Annotated in this window: 24 protein-coding genes; 11 read left to right on the forward strand and 13 right to left on the reverse strand. The window is 71.7% G+C overall.

All coding sequences use genetic code 11. The features are described from left to right. Positions 1–253 precede the first annotated feature (253 nt). The 10 genes from ACIPEK_RS06270 to ACIPEK_RS06315 all read left to right on the forward strand — a co-directional run bounded on the left by ACIPEK_RS06270 (position 254) and on the right by ACIPEK_RS06315 (position 10,305). Positions 254–1,462 carry an ADP-ribosylglycohydrolase family protein gene (locus ACIPEK_RS06270; RefSeq protein WP_401991318.1) on the forward strand — a complete coding sequence of 403 codons (1,209 nt, stop codon included), beginning with the start codon at positions 254–256 and terminating at the stop codon, positions 1,460–1,462. Then, positions 1,462–2,751 carry an ADP-ribosylglycohydrolase family protein gene (locus ACIPEK_RS06275; protein WP_401991321.1) on the forward strand — a complete coding sequence of 430 codons (1,290 nt, stop codon included), beginning with the start codon at positions 1,462–1,464 and terminating at the stop codon, positions 2,749–2,751. The genes ACIPEK_RS06270 and ACIPEK_RS06275 overlap by 1 nt, the downstream gene beginning before the upstream one ends. After that, positions 2,696–3,883, forward strand: coding sequence for an ADP-ribosylglycohydrolase family protein (locus ACIPEK_RS06280; protein ID WP_401991324.1), 1,188 nt, complete (start codon positions 2,696–2,698; stop codon positions 3,881–3,883). The genes ACIPEK_RS06275 and ACIPEK_RS06280 overlap by 56 nt, the downstream gene beginning before the upstream one ends. Beyond that, positions 3,880–5,253: an ADP-ribosylglycohydrolase family protein gene (locus tag ACIPEK_RS06285; protein ID WP_401991327.1), complete on the forward strand. Its 1,374-nt coding sequence runs from the start codon at positions 3,880–3,882 to the stop codon at positions 5,251–5,253. The genes ACIPEK_RS06280 and ACIPEK_RS06285 overlap by 4 nt, the downstream gene beginning before the upstream one ends. Beyond that, positions 5,250–6,134 carry a ribokinase gene (rbsK, locus tag ACIPEK_RS06290; protein WP_401991330.1) on the forward strand — a complete coding sequence of 295 codons (885 nt, stop codon included), beginning with the start codon at positions 5,250–5,252 and terminating at the stop codon, positions 6,132–6,134. The genes ACIPEK_RS06285 and rbsK overlap by 4 nt, the downstream gene beginning before the upstream one ends. After that, positions 6,131–7,330, forward strand: a complete 1,200-nt coding sequence (locus ACIPEK_RS06295) for a CaiB/BaiF CoA transferase family protein (protein ID WP_401991333.1) — start codon at positions 6,131–6,133, stop codon at positions 7,328–7,330. Before rbsK ends, ACIPEK_RS06295 begins: the two co-directional genes overlap by 4 nt. Beyond that, entirely contained in the window at positions 7,327–8,139 is an 813-nt protein-coding gene (locus tag ACIPEK_RS06300) for an HpcH/HpaI aldolase/citrate lyase family protein (RefSeq protein WP_401991336.1), read from the forward strand. Before ACIPEK_RS06295 ends, ACIPEK_RS06300 begins: the two co-directional genes overlap by 4 nt. A gap of 684 nt (positions 8,140–8,823) precedes the next feature. Further along, on the forward strand, positions 8,824–9,516 hold the full coding sequence (locus ACIPEK_RS06305) for a DUF2975 domain-containing protein (protein ID WP_401991339.1): 693 nt from the start codon (positions 8,824–8,826) through the stop codon (positions 9,514–9,516). After that, entirely contained in the window at positions 9,516–9,764 is a 249-nt protein-coding gene (locus tag ACIPEK_RS06310) for a helix-turn-helix domain-containing protein (RefSeq protein ID WP_383046795.1), read from the forward strand. Before ACIPEK_RS06305 ends, ACIPEK_RS06310 begins: the two co-directional genes overlap by 1 nt. 388 nt (positions 9,765–10,152) lie before the next feature. Then, a complete protein-coding gene (locus ACIPEK_RS06315; protein ID WP_401991343.1) occupies positions 10,153–10,305 on the forward strand; it encodes a hypothetical protein in 153 nt (50 codons plus the stop codon). A 107-nt stretch (positions 10,306–10,412) separates the two neighbouring features. On the opposite strand, the gene ACIPEK_RS06320 is transcribed toward ACIPEK_RS06315, so the two are convergent. From ACIPEK_RS06320 to hisI, 12 genes are all read right to left on the reverse strand, one after another. Continuing rightward, positions 10,413–10,805 carry an alpha/beta fold hydrolase gene (locus ACIPEK_RS06320; RefSeq protein WP_401991346.1) on the reverse strand — a complete coding sequence of 131 codons (393 nt, stop codon included), beginning with the start codon at positions 10,803–10,805 and terminating at the stop codon, positions 10,413–10,415. A 116-nt stretch (positions 10,806–10,921) separates the two neighbouring features. Beyond that, positions 10,922–11,902, reverse strand: coding sequence for a prolipoprotein diacylglyceryl transferase (gene lgt, locus ACIPEK_RS06325; protein ID WP_401991349.1), 981 nt, complete (start codon positions 11,900–11,902; stop codon positions 10,922–10,924). Positions 11,903–12,001: 99 nt separating this feature from the next. Further along, the gene (locus tag ACIPEK_RS06330) at positions 12,002–12,838 is read right to left on the reverse strand and encodes a DsbA family protein (protein WP_401991352.1); all 837 of its coding nucleotides are present in this window, start codon (positions 12,836–12,838) and stop codon (positions 12,002–12,004) included. Between the two features lie 75 nt (positions 12,839–12,913). After that, the gene (trpA, locus tag ACIPEK_RS06335) at positions 12,914–13,726 is read right to left on the reverse strand and encodes a tryptophan synthase subunit alpha (RefSeq protein WP_093895626.1); all 813 of its coding nucleotides are present in this window, start codon (positions 13,724–13,726) and stop codon (positions 12,914–12,916) included. Further along, the gene (gene trpB, locus ACIPEK_RS06340) at positions 13,723–15,003 is read right to left on the reverse strand and encodes a tryptophan synthase subunit beta (RefSeq protein WP_383067530.1); all 1,281 of its coding nucleotides are present in this window, start codon (positions 15,001–15,003) and stop codon (positions 13,723–13,725) included. The genes trpA and trpB overlap by 4 nt, the downstream gene beginning before the upstream one ends. Before the next feature lie 136 nt (positions 15,004–15,139). Then, positions 15,140–15,355 (reverse strand): tryptophan biosynthesis modulator TrpM, encoded by a 216-nt coding sequence (gene trpM, locus ACIPEK_RS06345; RefSeq protein ID WP_327275751.1) that lies wholly within the window; start codon positions 15,353–15,355, stop codon positions 15,140–15,142. 8 nt (positions 15,356–15,363) lie between these two features. Continuing rightward, positions 15,364–16,173, reverse strand: coding sequence for an indole-3-glycerol phosphate synthase TrpC (gene trpC, locus ACIPEK_RS06350; RefSeq protein ID WP_401991356.1), 810 nt, complete (start codon positions 16,171–16,173; stop codon positions 15,364–15,366). A 115-nt stretch (positions 16,174–16,288) separates the two neighbouring features. Continuing rightward, positions 16,289–16,828, reverse strand: coding sequence for a DUF2752 domain-containing protein (locus ACIPEK_RS06355; protein ID WP_401991359.1), 540 nt, complete (start codon positions 16,826–16,828; stop codon positions 16,289–16,291). Between the two features lie 79 nt (positions 16,829–16,907). Then, complete coding sequence (locus tag ACIPEK_RS06360) at positions 16,908–17,156, reverse strand: HGxxPAAW family protein (RefSeq protein ID WP_351258607.1); 249 nt, start codon at positions 17,154–17,156, stop codon at positions 16,908–16,910. Between the two features lie 127 nt (positions 17,157–17,283). Continuing rightward, positions 17,284–17,943, reverse strand: coding sequence for a TIGR02234 family membrane protein (locus ACIPEK_RS06365; protein ID WP_383067525.1), 660 nt, complete (start codon positions 17,941–17,943; stop codon positions 17,284–17,286). A 14-nt stretch (positions 17,944–17,957) separates the two neighbouring features. Then, a complete protein-coding gene (locus tag ACIPEK_RS06370) occupies positions 17,958–19,451 on the reverse strand; it encodes an anthranilate synthase component I (protein WP_383067523.1) in 1,494 nt (497 codons plus the stop codon). 11 nt (positions 19,452–19,462) lie between these two features. Further along, entirely contained in the window at positions 19,463–19,846 is a 384-nt protein-coding gene (gene hisI, locus ACIPEK_RS06375; protein ID WP_383067521.1) for a phosphoribosyl-AMP cyclohydrolase, read from the reverse strand. 84 nt (positions 19,847–19,930) lie between these two features. Between hisI and ACIPEK_RS06380 the strand changes: the two genes are divergently transcribed. Continuing rightward, a complete protein-coding gene (locus tag ACIPEK_RS06380) occupies positions 19,931–20,563 on the forward strand; it encodes a TIGR03085 family metal-binding protein (RefSeq protein WP_401991364.1) in 633 nt (210 codons plus the stop codon). 16 nt (positions 20,564–20,579) lie between these two features. Here ACIPEK_RS06380 and ACIPEK_RS06385 read toward each other — a convergent pair whose 3' ends face one another. Next, the gene (locus ACIPEK_RS06385; protein WP_401991366.1) at positions 20,580–21,824 is read right to left on the reverse strand and encodes an MFS transporter; all 1,245 of its coding nucleotides are present in this window, start codon (positions 21,822–21,824) and stop codon (positions 20,580–20,582) included. Between the last annotated feature and the right edge of the window lie 18 nt (positions 21,825–21,842).

Here is a 21,842-nt window from a genome sequence, read left to right on the forward strand (position 1 = left end):
TCTCCGGCAGCGGGTTTCACGCGCTCCGCCCCCGCTCAACACCATCGAAAGTACGCACGAAAAAGGCCCCCCGCCAGCAAGGCAGGCCGTACTTACCTGCCCCTGTGACCAGGTAAGTACGGCCTGACTCACCGCCTCTGAGCCGTCATCCGACTGGCCCTTTTGTTGCGATTATCGGCCTCTGTCGGGGCTCCGCGTGGCACAGATCGAGCAGGTACGAGAACTGGCTCGGTGTGAGCGAAGGGTCGACGCGATGGAGTTGATTGCAGGAAATCCGGCAGAGCCGCCCACGGGCGGTACGGAGGCGGCGGTACGGCGCGGCACGGACCGGGGCGAGGTGTCGCGGGGAGACCTGGGCGACCGGGCCCGGGGCTCCCTGCTCGGTCTCGCGGTCGGTGACGCGCTGGGCGCACCGGCGGAGAATCTGCGGCCGTCCGAGATCCGTCGTCGCTGGGGCCGGATCGAGGGCTTCGTGAGCGACGACCCCGCGGGTACGGACGACACGGAGTACGCGATCTTCTCCGGTCTGCTGCTCGCCCGGCACGGTTCGGCGCTGACCGTCACCCATGTGGAGCGGGCCTGGCATCTGTGGATCGCCGACCTGGACGAGGGGCCGTTCCGCGGCGCCGGGTTCAGTGAGCGGGGCACGCTGGAGAATCTGCGCCGGGGCCTCGCCGCCCCGATCTCCGCCCAGCACCGGCATGCCTGGAGCGACGGCCTGGCGATGCGGGCGGCGCCGTTCGGTGTCTTCGCGGCGGGCCGGCCGGACGAGGCGGCGCGGCTGGTCGCGGTGGACGGGCGGGTCAGCCATGACGGGGAGGGCATCTACGGCGGTCAGGCGGTGGCGGCCGGGGTGGCCGCTGCGATGGTGGGTGCCGGGGTCGCGTCGGTGATCGCCGCCGCGCTGTCCGTCGTTCCCATGGACTCCTGGACAGCTCGCTCGCTGCGGCGCGCGGTGGCGGCCGCACAGCGCACGTACCCCGACCGGCTCACCAGGGAACGCGCGGTGCGCTCCGCGGTTGTCGTCGGCGGCTATCCGTGGACGGACCTGGCGCCCGAGGCGGTCGGCCTGGCCTTCGGCGCTTTCGCGGCGGCGCGCGGCGACTTCCGTACGGCGGTGCTGACCGCGGTCAACATGGGCCGCGACGCGGACACGACGGCCGCGGTGGCGGGGGCACTGGCCGGCGCCCTGCACGGGGCGTCCGCGATTCCGCGGCACTGGGGGGAGGCGATCGGCCCGGTCCGGGGCAGTTGCCTGCCGTCGATGCGGGGCTACCACGTTCTGGACATCGCGGAGTTGCTCACCCCGGACGACGCGGACGAGGTGTACCAGGGCGCGCGGAACGACGCCGGTACGCCGGAGGGCGACCCGGCGCGGGACACCGGCACCGGCGCCGAGTACGCGCCGCCCGGCGCCCCGTCCGCCGTCTCCCCCACCACGGGCGGAACGGTGGTGGGGTGATGACCACCGCGCGCGGCACTCAGGAGGACCCTCACCGGGACGCCCCGCACGACGCCCCCCGCGCCGCCGCCTCCCGTATCCGTACCCGTCCCGCCCCCGGGCGCAGGGCCCGGATCGAGGGGCTGTTGCTCGGGCTCGCTTCCGGGGACGCCGCCGGGTGGCCGGCCGCGCGGCACCGGGCCGCCAGGATGCCCGAGTGGACCCGGCGCCTCACCCGGGAGCTCGACACCTTCGCCGAGCAGAACGCCACGACCACTCTGCCCGTGCCCATCGCGCTCAACCAGCCGCCCGAACCCCTGCGCCTCGGGCCCTCCGACGACGCCGAATGGGCGGCGTTCGCCGCCGGGACCGTGCTCGCCTCGGCGGCCGGTCCGCTGCACGGGCTGTCCCCCGAACGCCGGATGCGGGCTGCCATCGACGTCGCCTGGAACGCTCTGGCGGCCGAGGTCGCCGCGGCTGCCGCCCGTGCCCCCGAGGTCGAGTCCGCGGTGCTGCCCCTGCGCGCCCGGATCTCGGTGCGGGCCGGGCTCGGCAATCTCGCCGCCGGGTTGCGCCCGCCCGCCACCGGGCACGACAATCCGCACTACTTCGACGACGCGGCCTGCGTACGGGCCGCCGTGCTCGCCGTCGTCCACCCCGCAAACCCCGCCGCAGCCGCCGACCTCGCCGAGTTCGACGCCCGCTACACCCAGGACGGCGACGGTGTGCACGGTGCCCGCGCGATGGCGGCCGCGATCGCCGAGGCCCTGGGCGGTGCGGACGTGGACACCGCGGTGAACGCCGCGCTCGCCCAGCTCCCCGACGGCACGGAGATCGCCCGCAACGCCGCCCACGCCGTCCGGATCGCCCGCGACTTCGTCGGCGAGGCGGCCGGCGCGTTCGCCCTCGTACCGGTGCTGGAGCATCAGATCGTGGACCACGTCTACAGCTACGGGATCGCCGCCGCCGAGACCGTCCCGGTCGCCCTCGCCCTGGCCACCGCGGCCCGCGGCCAGATCGCCCAGGCCGTTCCCGCGGCGGCATGCCTGTCACGGGTGGCCGACTCGGCGCCCGCGCTGGCCGGCGCCCTGACCGGCGCGCTCGGTGGCATCGGCGCCCTCCCGGACGGCTGGCGCGAGGCCTGCCGCACCCTGGCGGGGTGTGCGCTGCCCCGACTCGCGGGGACCGATCTCGTCGAACTCGCCGGGCTGCTGGCAGACACGAAACCGAAGCCCGCGGGTGGACAATTCGGACATGACATCCACGACGCCCATGCGGTCCGAGGCGAAGGCCACGACACTCACACTTGATGAACGGATCGCGGGAGCGCTCGTCGGCGCCGCGGTCGGCGACGCGCTCGGCGGTCCGGTCGAGGGCCGGTCCCCCGAGCAGATCGTGGCACGCCACGGCGGGCGGATCAGCGGCGTCGTCGGCCCGTGGGACGGCGACGACTGGCGTACCGCCCGTCCCATCGCCCCGTACCACAAGGGCGACGGACACGTCACCGACGACACCTTGATGACCCATGCGCTGGTGCGGGTGTACGGCGCCGTGCGCGACCATCTCGACGCGTACGCGGTCGCCGACCATCTCGTGCCGGAGCTGATCTCCACCCCCCGCTGGATCCCGGAGCTGGAGGCCGACGCGCTGCCGCTCCAGCGGATCTTCCTCGCCGAGAAGTGGATCGTCGCGCGGCTGCACTACGGGCATGCCGATCCGCGTGAGGCGGGCTCCGGAAACATCGTCAACTGCGGTGCGGCGATGTACATGGCACCGGTCGGGCTGGTCAACGCCGCCCACCCGCAGGCCGCGTACGCCGAGGCGCTGGATGTCGCCGGCGCCCATCAGTCCTCGTACGGCAGGGAGGCGGCCGGAGTCCTCGCGGCGGCCGTCGCCGCCGCCTGCGCCCCGGACGCGACGCCCGCCACCGTCGTCGACACCTGTCTGTCGCTCGCCAAGGACGGGACGCGTGCCGCCATCGAGGCGGTGTGCGAAGTGGCCGTACGGCACCGCGACTTCGAGTCGGCGCTGACCCCGCTGCGTACCGCTGTCGCGCCCTTCGACACCGTCGGCCCCGACTACCGCGCCCCGTCCCTCGGCGCCCGCCGGCCGTCCCGCCTGCACTCCATCGAGGAACTCCCGATCGCGCTCGGCATGCTGCTGGTCGCGGACGGCGACTACCGGCACGCGGTCCTCGGCTCGGTCAACTACGGCCGGGACTGCGACTCGATCGCCACGATGAGCGGCGCGATCGCGGGCGCGCTCCACGGTGAGCAGGCGATCCCCGCCGGCTGGGTGAAAACGGTCGCCGAGGCCAGCCGGCTCGATCTGCACGCCCCCGCGCGGGCCTTGGCCGACGTCGCCCGCGAGGTGTTCGTCCGGGACACGACCCGACGCCGCGCGCACGAGTCGGCGTTCGCCGCGCTGGTGGGTACGCGATGAAGGTACGGGTGACGTGGGTGCAGCCCGAGGACCTGGTCGGGCACGAGCTGCGCCAGGCGGCCGAGGACGGGCGGGACGCGCGGGCCATCGCGCGCCGGTGGTACGAGGCGGGCGGCGCCCCCGCCCCGGAGCGCGCGGGCGCATCGACCCCTGCGGCCCCCGAGCTGCGCGCGCTCGCCGAACGGCTGCTCGACGAACTCGCCCTGCTGGAATCACCGTTGGAGGCTGACGAGCCGACGGAGCTGATGGCGATCCGGGCTGCCTGCCCAAACTGGCCGGCCCTCCGCACGGACCCGCCGCCGGTGAGTCAGGACCAGTTGCACGCCGCCTGGCTGGGGCGGGCCGCCGGCTGCCTGCTCGGCAAACCCGTCGAGAAACTGCCGCTCGCCGGCATCCGCGCGCTGGCCCGCGCCACCGGCAACTGGCCGCTGGCCACCTGGTTCAGCGCCAAGGGGCTGCCCGCCGAACTGACCGCCACCTACCCCTGGAACCGTCGCTCCGCACCCACCTCCCTGGCCGAGAACATCGACGGCATGCCGGAGGACGACGACCTCAACTACCCCTTGCTGACTGTGTTGTTGCTCCAGCGGTACGGCCTGTCCTTCACCACCTGCGATCTCGCCCGGCTCTGGCTCGACGAACTCCCGGCCGGCCGGACGTTCACCGCCGAGCGGGTCGCTTACCGCAACCTGCTCGACGGAATCGAGCCCCCGCACACCGCCAGGTACCGCAACCCGTTCCGGGAGTGGATCGGTGCCCGGATCCGGGCCGATGTTCACGGCTGGACGCATCCGGGCGACCCGTCGGCCGCGGCGGAGCAGGCGCACCGGGACGCGGTCCTCACCCACACCGCCAACGGCGTGTACGGGGCGATGTTCACCGCCGCGGCGCTCGCCGAGGCGGCCGGAGGTGGGAGTGATGTGCACGGCGCTCTGGCCGCCGGGCTGCGTGTGGTCCCGCCGCGTTCACGGTTCGCGCACGCGGTGCGTTTCGGTGTCGGGGCGGCCCGCGGCGAGAGCGGCTTCGACGCGGTGGCCGACCGGCTGCACGCCGAGTACGGCAGCTACCACTGGGTCCATGTGCTGCCCAATGCCGCACTGCTCGCCGCCGCCCTCACGCACGCCGACGGCGACTTCTCCGACTCCATCTGCCGTGCCGTGTCGGGTGGTTGGGATACCGACTCCAACGGTGCGACTGCCGGTTCGCTCGCCGGTCTGCTGGCCGGGAGCCCCGACGCGCTGCCCGACCGCTGGACCACCCCGCTGAAGAACCGCCTCGCCACGTCCGTCCCCGGTTTCGACTCCATCGGCTTCGACGCACTCGCCGGACAGACCCACCGGCTCATCCACAAGGAGGCACACCGCCCATGACCGGCATCGCGGTGCTCGGCAGCACCAATATGGACCTTGTCGCATACGTCGCACGGGCTCCGGAGCGCGGAGAGACCGTCACCGGACGGGAGCTGCGCACCGTCCCCGGCGGCAAGGGCGCCAACCAGGCCGTCGCCGCCGCCCGTGCGGGCGGCGAGGTGATGATGATCGGCGCGGTCGGCGACGACGAGTACGGCCCCCTGCTGCGGTCCGACCTGGAGCACGCCGGCGTCGACACCGATCTGCTGCACACCGCGGACGGCCCCAGCGGCACCGCGCACATCGTCGTCGACGACATGGGCTCCAACTCCATCGTGGTGATCCCCGGCGCCAACGGCACCGTCACCGCTCTCGGCCCCGGTGAAATGGCCGCCATCGCCGGAGCCGATCTGCTGCTCCTCCAGCTGGAGCTGCCGCTGCCCGCCGTGATGGAGGGCGCGCGGGTGGCCCACGCCCAGGGCGTACGGACCATCCTCACCCCCTCCCCCGTACAGCCGCTGCCTTCCGAACTCCTCGACTGCATCGATCTGCTGATCCCCAACGAGCACGAGGCGGCCGAGCTCACCGGCTCCGCGGATCCCCGTGCGGCGGCGCAGATCCTGCTCAGCCAGGTCCCGGCGGTCGTCGTCACACTCGGCTCGAAGGGCTGCCTCTACGCGGCCCGGGGCGGCGAACCCATCCTCTTCCCCGCCCCCGAGGTCACCGCCGTCGACACCACCGGGGCCGGGGACACCTTCGTCGGCACGCTGGCCGTGGCCCTCGGTGAGGGACGGCCCGTACCGGAGTCACTGGCCTGGGCGTCGTCCGCCGCCGCGCTCTGCGTACAGAGGCCGGGCGCCTCGACCTCCATGCCGTACCGCAGCGAGATCGACGCCGCATGAACGCGACTGCGCAGGCACCTCTGACCGGACTGCGGGTCATCGACCTCGCCACGCTCTTCGCAGGCCCCCTCTCCGCCACCATGCTCGGCGACTTCGGCGCCGAGGTGATCAAGGTCGAGCATCCGCGCAAGCCCGATCCCTCGCGCGGGCACGGCCCCACGAAGGACGGCATCGGCCTGTGGTGGAAGCTGCTCGGCCGCAACAAGCGCAATCTGACCCTCGATCTGTCCAGCCCCGGCGGGCGCGACATCCTGCTCCGGCTGGCCGCCGGGACCGATGTGATCATCGAGAACTTCCGGCCCGGAACGCTGGAGCGCTGGGGCCTGGGCTGGGCGGAACTGCACGCCGTCAACCCGCGGCTGGTGCTGGCCAGGGTCACCGGCTTCGGCCAGTTCGGCCCGTACGCGCACCGCCCCGGTTTCGGCACACTGGCCGAGGCGATGAGCGGATTCGCCGCGATCACAGGGGAACCGGACGGGCCGCCCACACTGCCGCCGTTCGGGCTCGCCGACTCGATCGCGGCGCTGGCCACCGCGTACGCCGTGATGGCCGCACTCGCCGGACGCGACAGGACCGGGGAGGGGCAGATCGTCGACATGGCGATCATCGAGCCGATCCTGACGGTGCTCGGCCCGCAGCCGGTCTGGTACGACCAGCTCGGCTACGTACAACCGCGCACCGGCAACCGCTCCCGGAACAACGCCCCGCGCAATACGTACCGCACATCGGACGGCCACTGGGTGGCCGTCTCCACGTCCGCGCAGTCGATCGCCGAACGGGTCATGCATCTGGTCGGCCGGGCCGAGCTGATCGACGAACCCTGGTTCGGCTCCGGTACCACCCGCGCCGAGCACTCCGACGAGCTCGACAAGGCGGTCGGCGACTGGATCGCCCGGCACACCCGTGAGGACGCGGTCTCCGCGTTCGAGAAGGCGGAGGCGGCGATCGCGCCCATCCACGACATCCGGGACGTGATGGAGGATCCGCAGTACCGGGCCCTGGACTCCGTCACCGAGGTCGACGACCCGGAGCTGGGGCCGCTGCGGATGCAGAACGTCCTGTTCCGTCTCTCGGGGACACCGGGCGCGATCCGCTGGGCGGGCCGGCCGCACGGTGCGGACACCGACGAGATCCTCACCGGGCTGGGTCTGTCGGGCCCGCAGATCGCCGCGCTGCGGGCGGAGCACGTCCTGTGACGGCGACGGTCCCCCTCACCTTGCTGTACGTCCCCGGGGACCGGCCCGAGGTGGTACGCAAGGCGCGCGACTCGGGAGCGGATGTGGTGATCGTCGATCTGGAGGACGCGGTCGCGCCGGACCGTAAGGACTACGCACGGTCCGCCACCGCCGAGCTCCTGTCCGAGGCGGTCGAGGAGACGGCAGTGCCGATCCATGTCCGGGTCCACACCGAGGCGGACATCCTCGCCCTGGCCGGGCTGCCGGGCCTCGCCGAACTCCGGCTGCCGAAGATCACTCACGCGGCGTCCGTCCATCACATCGCGGCTGTGGCACCGGGGGTCGCGCTCTGTCCGCTGCTGGAATCGGCGCTCGGCATCGAGCACGCGTACACGGTCGCCGCCTCCCATCCCCAGGTCCGCTCCATCGCGCTGGGCGAGGCGGACCTCCGGGCCGATCTGGGGGTACGGGAGGACGCCGGGCTCGACTGGTCGCGCAGCCGGGTCGTCGTCGCCGCCCGCGCGGCCGGGCTCGCGCCACCCACCCAGTCGGTGTTCCCGGACGTACGGGACCTGGACGGCCTCTGGTCCTCCTGCGCGCATGGCCGCGCGCTGGGTTTCCTGGGCCGGGCGGCGATCCATCCCCGCCAGCTCCCGGTCATCGAGCGGGCGTTCCGCCCGACGGCACAGGAGGTCGAGGCGGCGAAGGAGATCGTGGCGGCGGCCGTGACGGACGAGGGCGCGCTGGCTCTCCCCGACGGCCGGTTCGTCGACGCGGCGGTAGTGGCATCGGCCCGCCGCACGCTGGCGCTGGCGCGGAAGGCGGGGTGACGGGTGAGCTACTGGACGGGTTCCGGCGCGGGCCCCACCCGCCTGACGGTTCCGTCCTCGATCGCCGGACGGGCTCGACTTCGCCCGCCCGGCGTTCGAGTACGGACGCAATCGGGGACCTCCGCAGCCGCCCGTACACGGAGCGCCGCGCCCACCTGCTGGAACTGCTCGCCAATGTGGGGCCGCCGATCCAGCCTGTGCCTGCCGGCTTTGTTCACAGGTCGTGGTTCTGGCACACATTCCGTGAAAGATCTTGCTGGCTCTCGCCAACAGGAAGCGCGCGCGTCATGTGAGCTGCGCGAACCACGCGTCACCGGGGTCCGGTGAGGCCAGACTCGAGATCGCTCACGGAATGTGTGCCAGAACCCAGGTCGTGAAAGCGGTTGTCCACGAGCTTGGGAGGCACCCGGCTGGGCGGGAGGTTGGTGTTCACGGTTTTTGACAGCACGTCGGTCCTTGCGCGGCCGGCATCGTTGTGCTGCCGGCGAAAGATGCTGGTCTTGCCGCACATGTAGAAGGTGCCGCCATACACGGGGGATCCGGCGTGACGCCCCCCCGGTTCGGGGAGATGCGCCGGGCGGCGTTGGGGCTCGTTGACGGGTGCCGGGAGGGGTTGACCACCGCCGCACTCGCTCTTATCGTTCTTCGATAACATCGATATTCGATACGAAGAGGCGGTTGCTGATGCCTGCTGAGGTGCAGAGAACCAAGGGGTCCGAGCTGCCGGATGGACCGCCGTCACATGGCGACCGCGCCGAGGCCAGGCTGCTGGAGCCGGTCGCCACCGTGGTCCGGGGCGTCTACCGACTGTTTTTCGTGGGCCTCGTCGCCGGTGCCGTGGGCCCCCTGGTCGGTACCAAGCTGCGCCTGATGTGGGGTGGTCCGAACGTGTGTGCCGAGTCCCGCTCGGACTTCAGCACGGACGGGTTCACCGCCATGTTCCGGCCCCATGCGGGGGTCGAGGTCATGACCCGCCCGTCCTACTGCACTGATCACGCCGACGGTGCCCAGCGGCTGTTCGACTTCCTCGGCGGCTTCCCCTCGTTGCTGCTGGTCCTGGGCATCCTGTTCCTGCTCAACCGCTTGATACAGGGCGCGTCCCGCGAGGGCGTCTTCACCGCACGGACCGCCAAGCTCCTGCGGGCCGCGGGCTGGTGGCTGCTGCTCGGCTGCCTGGTCGCAGAGGTGGTGGAAGCCGGCGCGCACACGGCGCTACTGGCGACCCTGGCGCAGGACTACACCTTCGATGCGGACAATTGGCTGGGAACCTGGCAGCCGCCCTACGCACTCGTCTTCACGGCGCTGGGCATCCTCACGTTCGCCCGCATCATGCGCGCCGGGGTGGCCATGCGGGAAGATCTGGAAGGGACGGTGTGATGGCGCCGGACGACAACGACAGCCATGCGATCGAGGTCCATCTCGACCGCATGCTCAGCGAACGCGGCATGACGCTTGCGGAGCTCGCCTCCCGGGTCGGCGTGACCAACGTGAACCTGTCCATCCTGAAGAACGGCCGGGCCCGCGCGATCCGCTTCACCACGCTGACCCGCATCTGCGAGGTCCTCGACTGCCAGCCGGGCGACCTGCTTACGTACCGGGGCGCCGAGGACAAGCGGCGGCGGTAGACGGCACCCACCGGCCGCCGTCTGATGGCGGGCAGGGTCGACGCTGTGATCTGTTCCATCTGCCGAAACGAGCCGGTGGGCCTGCTCGTGATCCATCATGTGTTAGCTCCGTCTGCCCAGCCACGCACTCCATGACATCCGACGACACCACCAACGGGTCCTACCAAGAATCCACCCGCTGCAAGCGGCCGCACCGTTCTGACGATCTCGACCAGGACTCGCTGTTCCGAGACGGGCCCCGGGGCGCTGTCTCCCGACGCCCGCAGTGGGCTGCCTCACCGACGCCGTCTCGCCGGGCGTCAACGCTGATGATGCGGCTCCGCACGTTTCGGTGATCTCCGGCCCGATGGCTGCCACGGTGCTGGGGCCGTCGCCAGGACTCACGGTCGTGGCCGACCCGAATACCCCTGATCTCGCCTCCGAGGACTCCCCCGACGGGGCGGACCGGACGACTGCCGGCACCGGCCGGGTCCGGTTTCCGCTCGCGTGGTGGGTGCTTGCCCCGCGCACGACGTGGCAGGCGCGGCGCCTGGTGGGGTAGCCGGATGCGGATGGCTTGGCGGCCCGGGTCCTCTTGGCTTGTGTCCCTGACAGGCGCAGTCACGGGGGCCCGGTTCCCGTCACGCCGCGTGGATGGCTGTGCCTGGCTCACAGCGGGTCGAGAAACGTACGGACTGCTGCGGCGAAGCCGACGGGGTCGCTCTCGTGGACGGTGTGACCGGTCGCAAGTTCGGCAAGCCGGGTGTTGGGGCGACGAGCCGCCATCGCCTTTGCATGCTCCGCGCTGAGCGAGTCGCTTTGGGTGCCGTGGATGAGGAGAGCCGGGCACTCGGTGGCCAGCCAGTCGTCCCAGTGGTCGCCATTCACCTGGCCGACGGAGGCGACCATGTCTGCCGGCCGAAAGGCCAGGCCCCAGCCGTCGGGGTACTCGCGGATCGCGTACATCAGGTAGCGGGCTGAATCTCCCAGTGCGTCTATCAGAGCCGTGCGGGTAGGCGCGCGGTGCGGCCAGGCCAGGCTGAAGGACAGATGGTCGCCCATACGACAACGCCGGCCTTCAAGACCACAACCGGGTCTTGAAGGCCGACGTCACGCCAGGCCCCGGATCAACCAACAGCATCCAGAAGGTTCGGGGCCCCACCTCAAGCGCACACGGCTCAGCCGTTTTTCGCCGCCTCCGCGGTGCCGTTCTTCTCCGGCGCCTGCGCGGCACTGTCCTCGGCGTGCCCGGCGCCGCCGTCCGCGTCCGCGTCAGGCACAACGGCACCGTCCGCGTCACCCGCGACGTCACCGCCCTCCGCACCCTCGCCGCCTTCGGCGTCCACCGCGTTCGGTTCCACGATCTCCTCGCGCCCCGGCCGTACCTTCGCCGAGATCACGATGTACGCCACCGCCAGCACGAACACGATTCCCGCGGTCCACACATTGAGCCGTACGCCCAGGATGTGGTGGGCCTCGTCGACCCGCATGTACTCGATCCAGCCCCGCCCCGCGCAGTACGCGGCGACGTACAGCGCGAACGCCCGGCCGTGTCCGAGCCTGAAGCGCCGGTCCGCCCAGATCACCAGCAGGGCGACGCCGATGCACCACAGCGACTCGTACAGGAACGTCGGGTGGTACGTACCGGCGACCCGGTTGGGTCCCTCGCTGATCTTCAGCGCCCACGGCAGATCGGTCGGCTTGCCGTAGAGCTCCTGGTTGAACCAGTTGCCCCAGCGGCCGCAGGCCTGGGCCAGGGCGATACCGGGGGCGAGCGCGTCGGCCCAGGCCGGCAGTGGAATCCCGCGGCGGCGGCAGCCGATCCAGGCACCGACGGCGCCGAGCGCGATCGCACCCCAGATGCCGAGGCCGCCCTGCCAGATCTTGAAGGCGTCGACCCAGTTCTCACCGTCGCTGAAGTACAGCTGGTAGTCGGTGATGACGTGATAGAGCCGGCCGCCGACAAGGCCGAAGGGCACGGCCCAGACGGCGATGTCGGCAACGGTGCCGGCTCTGCCGCCCCGGGCGATCCAGCGCTTGTTGCCGAACCAGACGGCGACGAAGACACCGATGATGATGCAGAACGCGTAGCCGCGGAGCGGGATCGGGCCGAGCTCGATCACGCCGGTCGACGGGCTGGGAATGTAAGCAAGGTCCATGGCAGGGTCGACGCTACCTTGCCGGGTGGGGCGTAGGGCAACCCACCCGACAACGTCTGGGTAACAGGCAGGTCATCTGTTCCCCCTGTCGGACACGGCTCAGGAGCCCGACGGTGCCGGGGTGGCCGTGCCCGGCTTCTTGCCCTTGTCGACCTTGTTGGCCTCGGCGACCCACTTCTTCAGGTTGGCCGCGGTGAGCGGTTCGTTCCCCTTCTTCGGGAAGATCGACTCGCCGTTGAGCAGCGCGGTCGGCGTGCCCTCGAATCCACCCTTCAGGAACGCCGTGTTGGACTTCTTGACCCAGCTGTCGTGCTTGCCGTCCTCCACACAGCTGCGGAAGGCGGCGGTGTCGAGTCCCGGGACCTTCCCGGAGAGCTCGATCAGCTTGGCGTTGTCGGCGAAGGCGTCGACGGACTCCTGCGGCTGGTTGCGGTAGAGGACGTCGTGGTACGCGGAGAACTTGCCGACGTCCTGTGCGCAGGCCGCGGCGTTGGCCGCCCGCAGCGACCCGCTGCCGCCGAGATTGCCGTCGATGATCGTGGCGAGGTGGTACTCGGCCTTGATCTGTCCGGTGCTCTCCAACTGGTGGATGGTGTCCCGGAACGCGTTCTCGAACTGGGCGCAGACCGGGCAGCGGAAGTCTTCCCAGATGGTGAGCGTGGACGGGGCGTCGTCCGCGCCGACCTGGATGGCCAGGCTGTCCTTGCCGGTCACGCCGGACGGTGCGACGGCGGGGCCCGCCGTCTTGCTCTTGCTGCCGTTGTCGCCCGAGTTCGCGGCGATCACGCCGACGACGGCGGCCAGCGCCAGCACACCCACCAGGCCACCGCCGACGATCAGCCTGCGCCTGCGGCGCTCGCGCGCCTTCTGGCGCTCCCGCTGCTGGACGAGCCGGTCTCGCGCGGCCCTTTTTCCCTGTTCGTTCTTCTCGCTCACACCCGCAGCAACGACCCGGGGAGGCACGTGCGTGCCTCCCCGGGTCCAGGTCCACCCATTTGGATTACACCCGTTTCAGCGCTTTCGAACGCCTTCGGCAAGTTCGCCCGCCAGGGAGCGGACCGCGGCCAGGCCCGCCTCCTCGTCGGGTGCGTCGAGCATGCCCTTGACGAAGGCCGAACCGACGATCACCCCGTCGGCGAAGCCCGCGACCTCGGCGGCCTGTCGGGCGTTGGAGACGCCGAGTCCGACGCAGACCGGGAGGGACGTGGTGGCGCGGGTGCGCGCGACCAGGTCCTGGGCCTGCTCGCCGACGGACTCGCGGGTGCCTGTGACACCCATCAGCGAGGCCGCGTACACGAAGCCGGAGCCGACCGCGGTGATGGTGGCGAGGCGCTCGTCCTTGCTGCTCGGCGCGACGACGAAGACGGTCGCCAGACCGTGCTTGTCAGCGTGTTCGCGCCACAGTTCGGACTCCTGGACGGGCAGGTCGGGCAGGATGCACCCGGCGCCGCCCGCCTCGGCGAGCTCGGCCGTGAAGCGCTCGACACCGTACCGGTCGATCGGGTTCCAGTACGTCATGACGAGGATCGGGACACCGGTCGCCTCGTACGCCTCGCGGACCGTGCGCATCACGTCGGCGATCTTCACACCGCCGCGCAGGGCGATGTCGTCGGCGGTCTGGATGACCGGGCCGTCGAGCACCGGGTCGCTGTGCGGCAGCCCCACCTCGACGATGTCCGCACCACCCGCCACGACCGCCTTCACGGCGGCGATCGCGCCGTCGACCGTCGGGAAGCCGGCCGGGAGGTACGCGATGAGCGCGGCCCTGTTCTCCGCCTTCGCCTGTGCGAGGGACGAACTCAACAACTCCACATTGCCGCTCACTTGGTGATCTCCTCTTCCCCGTCGGCCACGTCGGCCTCGACGACCCCGTCGGTCGCGCCGTACAGCCCGAAGTAGCGGGCTGCCGTGTCCATGTCCTTGTCGCCGCGGCCGGACAGATTGACCACGAGCAGTCCGTCCTTGCCGAGCTCCTTCCCGACCTCCAGGGCTCCGGCCAGCGCGTGGGCGCTCTCGATGGCCGGAATGATCCCTTCGGTACGGGAGAGGAGGCGCAGCGACTGCATGGCGGCGTCGTCGGTGACCGCGCGGTACTCGCCGCGGCCGATGTCCTTGAGGTACGCGTGCTCCGGGCCGATGCCCGGGTAGTCGAGGCCGGCCGAGATGGAGTACGGCTCGGTGATCTGGCCCTCGTCGTCCTGGAGGACGTAACTGCGCGAGCCGTGCAGGATGCCGGGCTCGCCCGCGGTCAGGGTCGCCGCGTGTTCGCCGGTCTCCACACCGTGTCCGGCGGGCTCGCAGCCGATCAGCCGGACGTGCGCGTCCGGGATGAAGGCGTGGAAGAGCCCGATGGCGTTGGAGCCGCCGCCGACACAGGCGATGGCGGCGTCCGGCAGCCGGCCGGTCCGCTCCAGCATCTGGCGGCGGGCCTCGACACCGATGACACGGTGGAAATCGCGGACCATGACGGGGAAGGGGTGCGGTCCGGCGACGGTGCCGAAGAGGTAGTGCGTGTGGTCCACATTGGCGACCCAGTCGCGGAACGCCTCGTTGATGGCGTCCTTCAGGGTCCTTGAGCCGGACCTCACGGCGATGACCTCGGCGCCGAGCATCCGCATCCGCGCCACGTTCAGCGCCTGCCGCTCGGTGTCGATCTCACCCATGTAGATGGTGCATTCGAGGCCGAAGAGCGCGCAGGCGGTCGCGGTGGCGACGCCGTGCTGGCCGGCGCCGGTCTCGGCGATGACGCGGGTCTTGCCCATGCGCTTGGTGAGCAGAGCCTGCCCCAGCACATTGTTGATCTTGTGCGAGCCGGTGTGGTTCAGGTCCTCGCGCTTGAGGAAGATCCGGGCGCCGCCCGCGTGCTCGGCGAAGCGCGGGACCTCGGTCAGCGCGCTGGGGCGGCCGGTGTAGTTGACCATGAGCTCGTTGAGCTCGGCGGCGAAGGCCGGGTCGGCCTTGGCCTTGTCGTACTCGACGGCGACCTCGTCCACGGCGGCGACGAGTGCCTCCGGGATGAACTTGCCGCCGAACGCACCGAAGTACCCCTCGGCGCTGGGGATCAGACCCTCCGGGTCCGGAATGAAGAAGTCAGATGACATCCGACGTGCTCCTCGACATTGCAATGGGTGGGTTCACCGTATGCGCCGTGAGCGGAGCGCCGCCGCGACCGGGAGCGGTCGGGCAGTGCGGTCGTACGTACGGCAGGAGTGGTGCAGGTACGTCGGCCGGGGCTCGCTACAGCGCGGACCCCGTGCGCCATCGCATGCCGTTGACCTGGCCGGGCTCGTCGCCGATCACGTACCGCACGCGCCTGCCGTGCACGCGCCGGGCGGGGGCGCGGCAGCCGCGGGGGCGGCAGCCGCGCGCCAGCGGCGCATGCGGGAGCCGGGCCGTCATTCCGGCGGGGCGCAGGCCCGGCCGGATACGGGGCGCGGGACGGTCGGCGGACATGGTTGCGGTCAGCTCCGCCCGTGCCGGAGCGCCGGGTGGGCACCGGCGGCGACCAGGTCGGCGACGGCGGCCCGCGGGTCGCGGCCGGTGACCAGGGATTCGCCCACGAGCACCGCGTCGGCACCCGCGTTGGCGTACGCGATCAGATCGTGCGGGCCGCGGACGCCGGACTCGGCGACCTTGACGATGTGGTCCGGGATCTCGGGGGCGACGCGCTCGAAGGTGGAGCGGTCGACCTTGAGGTCCTTCAGGTTGCGCGCGTTGACACCGATGATCTTCGCTCCGGCGTCCACGGCTCGTTCCGCCTCCTCCTCGTCGTGCGCCTCGACCAGCGGCGTCAGGCCGATGGACTCGGCGCGCTCGATCAGGGAGACCAGGGCCTCCTGGTCGAGGGCGGCGACGATCAGCAGAGCGAGGTCGGCGCCGTAGGCGCGGGCCTCCCAGAGCTGGTACGAGGTGACGATGAAGTCCTTGCGCAGGATCGGGATGTCGACCTTGGCGCGAACGGCCTCCAGGTCGGCGAGGGAACCGCCGAAGCGGCGCTCCTCGGTGAGGACCGAGATGACCGACGCGCCGCCCGCCTCGTAGTCCGCGGCGAGCGCGGCCGGGTCGGCGATCGCGGCAAGTGCCCCCTTGGAGGGGCTTGAGCGCTTGACCTCGCAGATGACGGTCACGCCCTCGCCGCGCAGGGCGGCGACTCCGTCCTTGGCCGCAGGAGCGCGCGCTGCGCGTTCCTTCAGCTCGTCGAGGCTGACACGCGCCTGCCGCTCTGCGAGGTCGGCGCGTACGCCATCGATGATCTCGTCGAGCACACTCACGCGAGCGGCCCCCTTCCGGGACGGTGATAAGGGAACAGGATCAGCCATGTCAATGCTATCCGCAGGAGGCCGAAGGGCCCGAATCCAGTCGTCGAATGTCCCATTACCTGGGCATTCAAGGCGCCAACACCGATCCGAACGGCAGATTCCGGACGATCGAGAAGATCAGCAGCACGGCCCCGGTCCCCCACCAGACGACGGGCTTCGCAGCGATGCTCATGGGCCTGCCCCGGGATGCGCGGGCCATCCAGACCACCCAGAGGACGGCGAAGATCCCGTAGCCGAGGACGGCGAGCGCATTCGAGCCGAGGGCAGCGGCGATGTCGCCGTGCGCGACGGCGTGGGCACTGCGCAGCCCGCCGCAGCCCGGGCAGTACAGGCCGGTGAACCGGAGCAGTGGGCAGACCGGGTAGTGGCCCGGCTGATTGGGGTCGACGGCACCGACGTAGCCGAACGCCCCGATGACGGCGGCCATGACTCCCACCGGGGTGGCGAGCCGCCGGAAACGCGAGACGGGGGCAGGGGCCGGAGGGAGGACCGGCGGGGACGGCTGCCGGCCGGGCATCAGCGGATGTCCGGACATCGGCGGGTGGCCGGGGGCGGGCCGGGAGCCCGGCGCCGGCGCTGCGGCGGCTGGAGTAGGCGATGCGTCCACGCGGTGATTGTCCCCGCTGATGCGGAAAGGCGCAGCCCGGGCCGGGCTGCGCCTCGCATTCGTACGGGTGGTGCGTGCGTCAGGAGATCTGGGCCTGCCCGGCGCGAGCCCTGGCCTGGGCCATCTCCTCAGACTCCTTCGGCATGCCGAGACCCGCGGCCTTCATCGCGAGGCCGACGATCCCGCCGAGGAGGATGACGGCGATACTGGCCCAGAAGCCGATCGGGTTGGCCGCGACCATGAAGACGCCTGCGGCGCAGAAGCCGATGAAGGAGATGATGACACCGGTCCAGGCGGCCGGGGTGTGTCCGTGGCTGCTGCCCGCCATGAGTTGCTCCTTGTTGGTGATGCGCTGTTGGTATCGCTGTACGCAAAGCTGGTGCCGCTGTTGGTGCCGCTGTGCAGAAAGCTCGGCTTCATTGTCCCGTACGTGCGTGTACGACGTGAGCTGGGGGTCATGCCTCGCGCGTCGGGTCCTCGCCGCGGTCCAGGGCCTTCCACAGGTCCTCGGGCCGGTCCGGGTCCGGGGCGGTGCGGGCGGCCTTGCGGGGGCGGGGGGTGCCGTCCCGTTCGTACCGTCCCGACATGGTGGGCCAGAGCTTCCCGTACCGCAGGGCGAGCAGCCCGGCGAGCAGGATCAGCAGGCCGCCGGCTGCGGTGACGTAGGGCCACGCGGTGTGGCTGAGGGCCTCGATGGTCGCCGAGGCGTCGCCGGTGGTCTGCGCGGCCTTCTCGTCGAGCGCCGAGCTGTCGGAGGCACCGAGGCAGGCGCTCAGTCCGGCACCGAGGCCGCTGAGGGCGAGGAGCCCGGCGACGATCAGCCGCGCGCCGCTGCGGACGGCGAAGACGGCGACGAGGGCGGCCAGGCCGACGATGGCGAGGGCCGCCGGAAGGCCGGTGACGTCCTGGCCGTCGGCGGTCAGCGGCAGGGAGCCGCCACCGACGGCCGCTCGGCCCTCGGCCCACGTCTGGCCGGAGGCGAGCAGGACGACGGTGGCGCCGGCCGCCCCGAGGAGCAGGCCGACGGCCAGGCTGCGGCGGCTTCCCGCGACGTCGGACGCGGTGACGGCTCGGGCACGGGGCTGGGGTACGGGGACGGCACTCACGCCCTCCACTATCCCTTACCGCCTCATGCTCCGTGGAGCCGGTTGGCCGTATGCACCGCGCGGAGCACCGCGGCGGCCTTGTTGCGGCACTCGGTGTCCTCGGCGACCGGGTCGGAGTCGGCGACGACACCTGCTCCGGCCTGGACATATGCCGTGCCGTCGCGGAGCAGGGCGGTCCGGATCGCGATGGCGGTATCGGAGTCCCCGGCGAAGTCGAGGTAGCCGACACAGCCTCCGTACAGTCCGCGGCGGGTCGGTTCGAGCTCCTCGATGATCTGCATCGCGCGGGGCTTGGGAGCGCCGGAGAGGGTGCCCGCGGGGAAGCACGCGGTGAGGACGTCGAAGGCGGTGCGGCCCTCGGCGACGCGGCCGGTGACGGTGGAGACGATGTGCATCACGTGCGAGTACCGCTCGATCGACATGAAGTCGACGACCTCGACGCTGCCGGGTTCGCAGACCCGCCCCAGGTCGTTGCGGCCGAGGTCGACGAGCATCAGATGCTCGGCGCGTTCCTTCGGGTCGGCGAGGAGTTCGTCGGCGAGCGCCTGGTCCTCCTGCGGGGTGGCACCGCGGTGCCTGGTACCGGCGATCGGGTGGACCATGGCGCGTCCGTCCTCGACCTTGACGAGGGCTTCCGGACTGGAGCCCGCGACGTCGAAGCCGTCGAAGCGGAAGAGGTACATGTACGGCGACGGGTTGGTGGCGCGCAGCACCCGGTAGACGTCCAACGCGCTTGCCGTGCACGGGGTTTCGAAGCGCTGGGAGGGGACGACCTGGAAGGCCTCGCCGGCTCTGATGCGCTCCTTCACGTCCTCGACGGCGTCCTGGTACGCCTTGCCGCCCCACAGCGCGGTGTACGGGGGCAGCTCGGACGGCGGGAGGGCGGCGGGGGCGTTCTCGACGGGGCGCGAGAGATCCTGCTCCATGGCGTCGAGACGGGCGACGGCGTCCGCGTACGCCTCGTCGACGCCGGTCGCGAGGTCGTTGTGGTTGATCGCGTTGGCGATCAGCAGGACGCTGCCGTCCCAGTGGTCGAGTACGGCCAGGTCCGAGGTGAGCAGCATGGTCAGCTCGGGAACGTGCAGGTCGTCCTCGACGCTGTCGCCGATCTTCTCCAGTCGGCGCACGATGTCGTAACCCAGATAGCCGACCATGCCGCCGGTGAACGGGGGCAGCCCGTCGTCGACGACCAGGTCGTGGGGGGTGTGCAGGGTCTCGATGGTGGCACGCAGGGCCTGCAGCGGGTCGCCGTCCACGGGGACGCCGACGGGCGGGGTGCCCAGCCAGTGGGCCTGTCCGTCGCGTGCGGTGAGGGTGGCGGCGCTGCGTACCCCGATGAAGGAGTAGCGCGACCAGGTGCGGCCGTTCTCCGCGGATTCGAGGAGGAAGGTGCCGGTGCGCTCGCCCGCGAGTTTGCGGTAGAGCCCGACCGGGGTGTCGCCGTCCGCGAGGAGCCGGCGGCTGACGGGGATGACGCGCCGGTCGACGGCCAGCTTGCGGAAGGTATCGAGATCCATGACGGCTGACCCTACTGAGCGAGCGGGAGGACGTCTGCGTCGAAGCAGGTGCGGTCGCCGGTGTGGCAGGCGGCACCCGTCTGGTCGACCCTGACGAGGACGGTGTCGGCGTCGCAGTCGAGGGCGACGGACTTGACCTGCTGGATGTGGCCCGAGGTGTCGCCCTTGACCCAGTACTCCTGACGGCTGCGGGACCAGTAGGTGCAGCGGCCGGTGGTGAGGGTGCGGTGCAGGGCCTCGTCGTCCATCCAGCCGAGCATCAGCACCTCACCGGTGTCGTACTGCTGGGCGATCGCCGGGACGAGGCCGTCGGCACCGCGCTTGAGGCGAGCGGCGATGGCCGGGTCGAGACTGCCGGACGGCGGCGGAGTTCTGGGCGTGGGCGCGCTGGTCATGCGCCCATTGTGCCGTGGCCGCGGGAGCGGCTCTGTGCAGCGTCCACTGGGCGGACCGCGTGCGACGGTCGTACGCTGGCGAGCATGTCGACCCATGCGAAGCGTGAACGACTTCTGCTCGCCGACCTGTTGGAGGCGGCGGGACCGGAAGCCCCGACCCTGTGCCACGGCTGGACGACCCGGGACCTGGCCGCCCATGTGGTGGTCCGCGAGCGCCGGCCGGACGCGGCGGGCGGGGTGGTGCTGGGCGTGCTGAAGAACCGCCTCGAACGGGTGCAGGCGGAGTACGCGGCGAAGCCGTACGAGGAGCTGATCCAGCTGATCCGTACCGGACCACCGCGGATGTCCCCGTTCGGCCTGAAGCAGATCGACGAGGCCGCCAACACCGTCGAGTTCTACGTCCACACCGAGGATGTGCGCCGGGCCCAGCCGGACTGGTCGCGGCGGGAGCTGGACCCGGTCTTCGCCGATGTGCTCTGGTCGCGCGCCGAGAGGACGGCCCGGCTGCTGGGCCGCAAATCCCCGGTGGGGCTGGTGCTGCGCCGCCCGGACGGCCAGACGGCGGTGGCGCACAAGGGCACCCCGGTGGTGACGGTCACCGGCGAGCCGGGCGAGCTGCTGCTCTTCGCGTTCGGCCGGCAGGACGCGGCGACGGTGGACCTCGAGGGCGACAAGGAGGCGATGGCCCGGCTGCACACGGCGGAGCTGGGGATGTAGGGCGTACAGGGACGGGTCAGCGCGGGAGTTCGGCGCGGCGCAGCCGGGTGAAGGCCAGAGCGGCCGTCGCCCCCGCCGCGCACACCGCGGCGCTGGTGACGAAGACCGGGCCCGTCCCCCAGGCCGCGACGGCGGCTCCCGTGACCGGGTAGCTGAGCGGGGCGATCGCGTGGGTGAAGAGCGTCGAGACCGAGGTGACCCGGCCCAGGTAGGCGGGGTCGGCAGCGGTCTGGATCAGGGCGCCGCACAGGGAGCCGCCGAGGCCGGCGAAGAGCCCGATGCAGACGGCGACGGCGACGGCGAGGCCCACCGAGGGGGCGTAGGCCAGGGCCCCGATGGCCACCGCACCCGCGAGCATGGTCAGGCACATCGCCAGCCCGGCCCGTGGCACCCTGCCGCGCACGGCGAGCAGCAGGGCCGACACACCGGCGCCGATGCCGAACGCGGCGACGATCCAGCCCATGCCGGACGCGCCCCAGCCGCGCTCGCGGACGAGCAGGATCAGTCCGAGGTTGAGCGGGCCCGCGAAGCCCAGTTCACTGAGGGCGACGGCGAGCATCAGCGGTCCGAGCACGGGGTGGCGGCGGATGTGGCGCAGCCCGTCGGCCAGTTCGCGCCAGGCGTTGCCGGACGGTTCGGCGCTCTCCCGGGCGGGGAGGGGGCTGATCCGCAGGGACAGCAGCAGCGGCAGCGATACGGCGAAGAGCACCCCGGCCACGGCGAACGCGAGCCTCGGGCCGCCGACGGCGACCGTGACGCCGCCGAGCGGGGCTCCGACGACATTGGCGGTGCGGGCGGCGAGTCCGCGCAGCCCCTGGACGCGGGCCAGCTGTCCTGCGGCGGTGATCCGGGGCGGCAGGGCGCCGACGGCGGGCAGGAAGAGGGCGTCGACCACGCCGAAGACGAGCGCGACGGCGATCAGCATCCACACGGCGGGCGAGGTGAGCAGCAGCGCGCCCGCCAGGCCCAGCACGACCAGGCAGCGGGCGGCGTCGCTGCCGATGACGACGCGGCGCGGTCCGATCCGGTCGGCGAGCACTCCCCCGCCGAGCATCAGTAAGGCCCTGGGTATGGAGCCGACGGCGAGGACGAGTCCGGTCTGGGTGGCGCTGCCGGTGCGGGCGGCGGCCCAGGCGAGCGCCATGTAGTAGACGCTGTCGCCGATCATCGACGCGGTGTAGGCGCCGAGCCAGCGCAGGACGTTGCCGTCGCGGTGGGCGGGACGTTCGGGAGCTTTCGTGGCCGTGGCGGTGACAGTCATGAAGGTCGTCCTCTCGGG

The sequence above is a fragment of the Streptomyces sp. NPDC088246 genome (assembly GCF_044741025.1).
Lineage (GTDB): Bacteria > Actinomycetota > Actinomycetes > Streptomycetales > Streptomycetaceae > Streptomyces.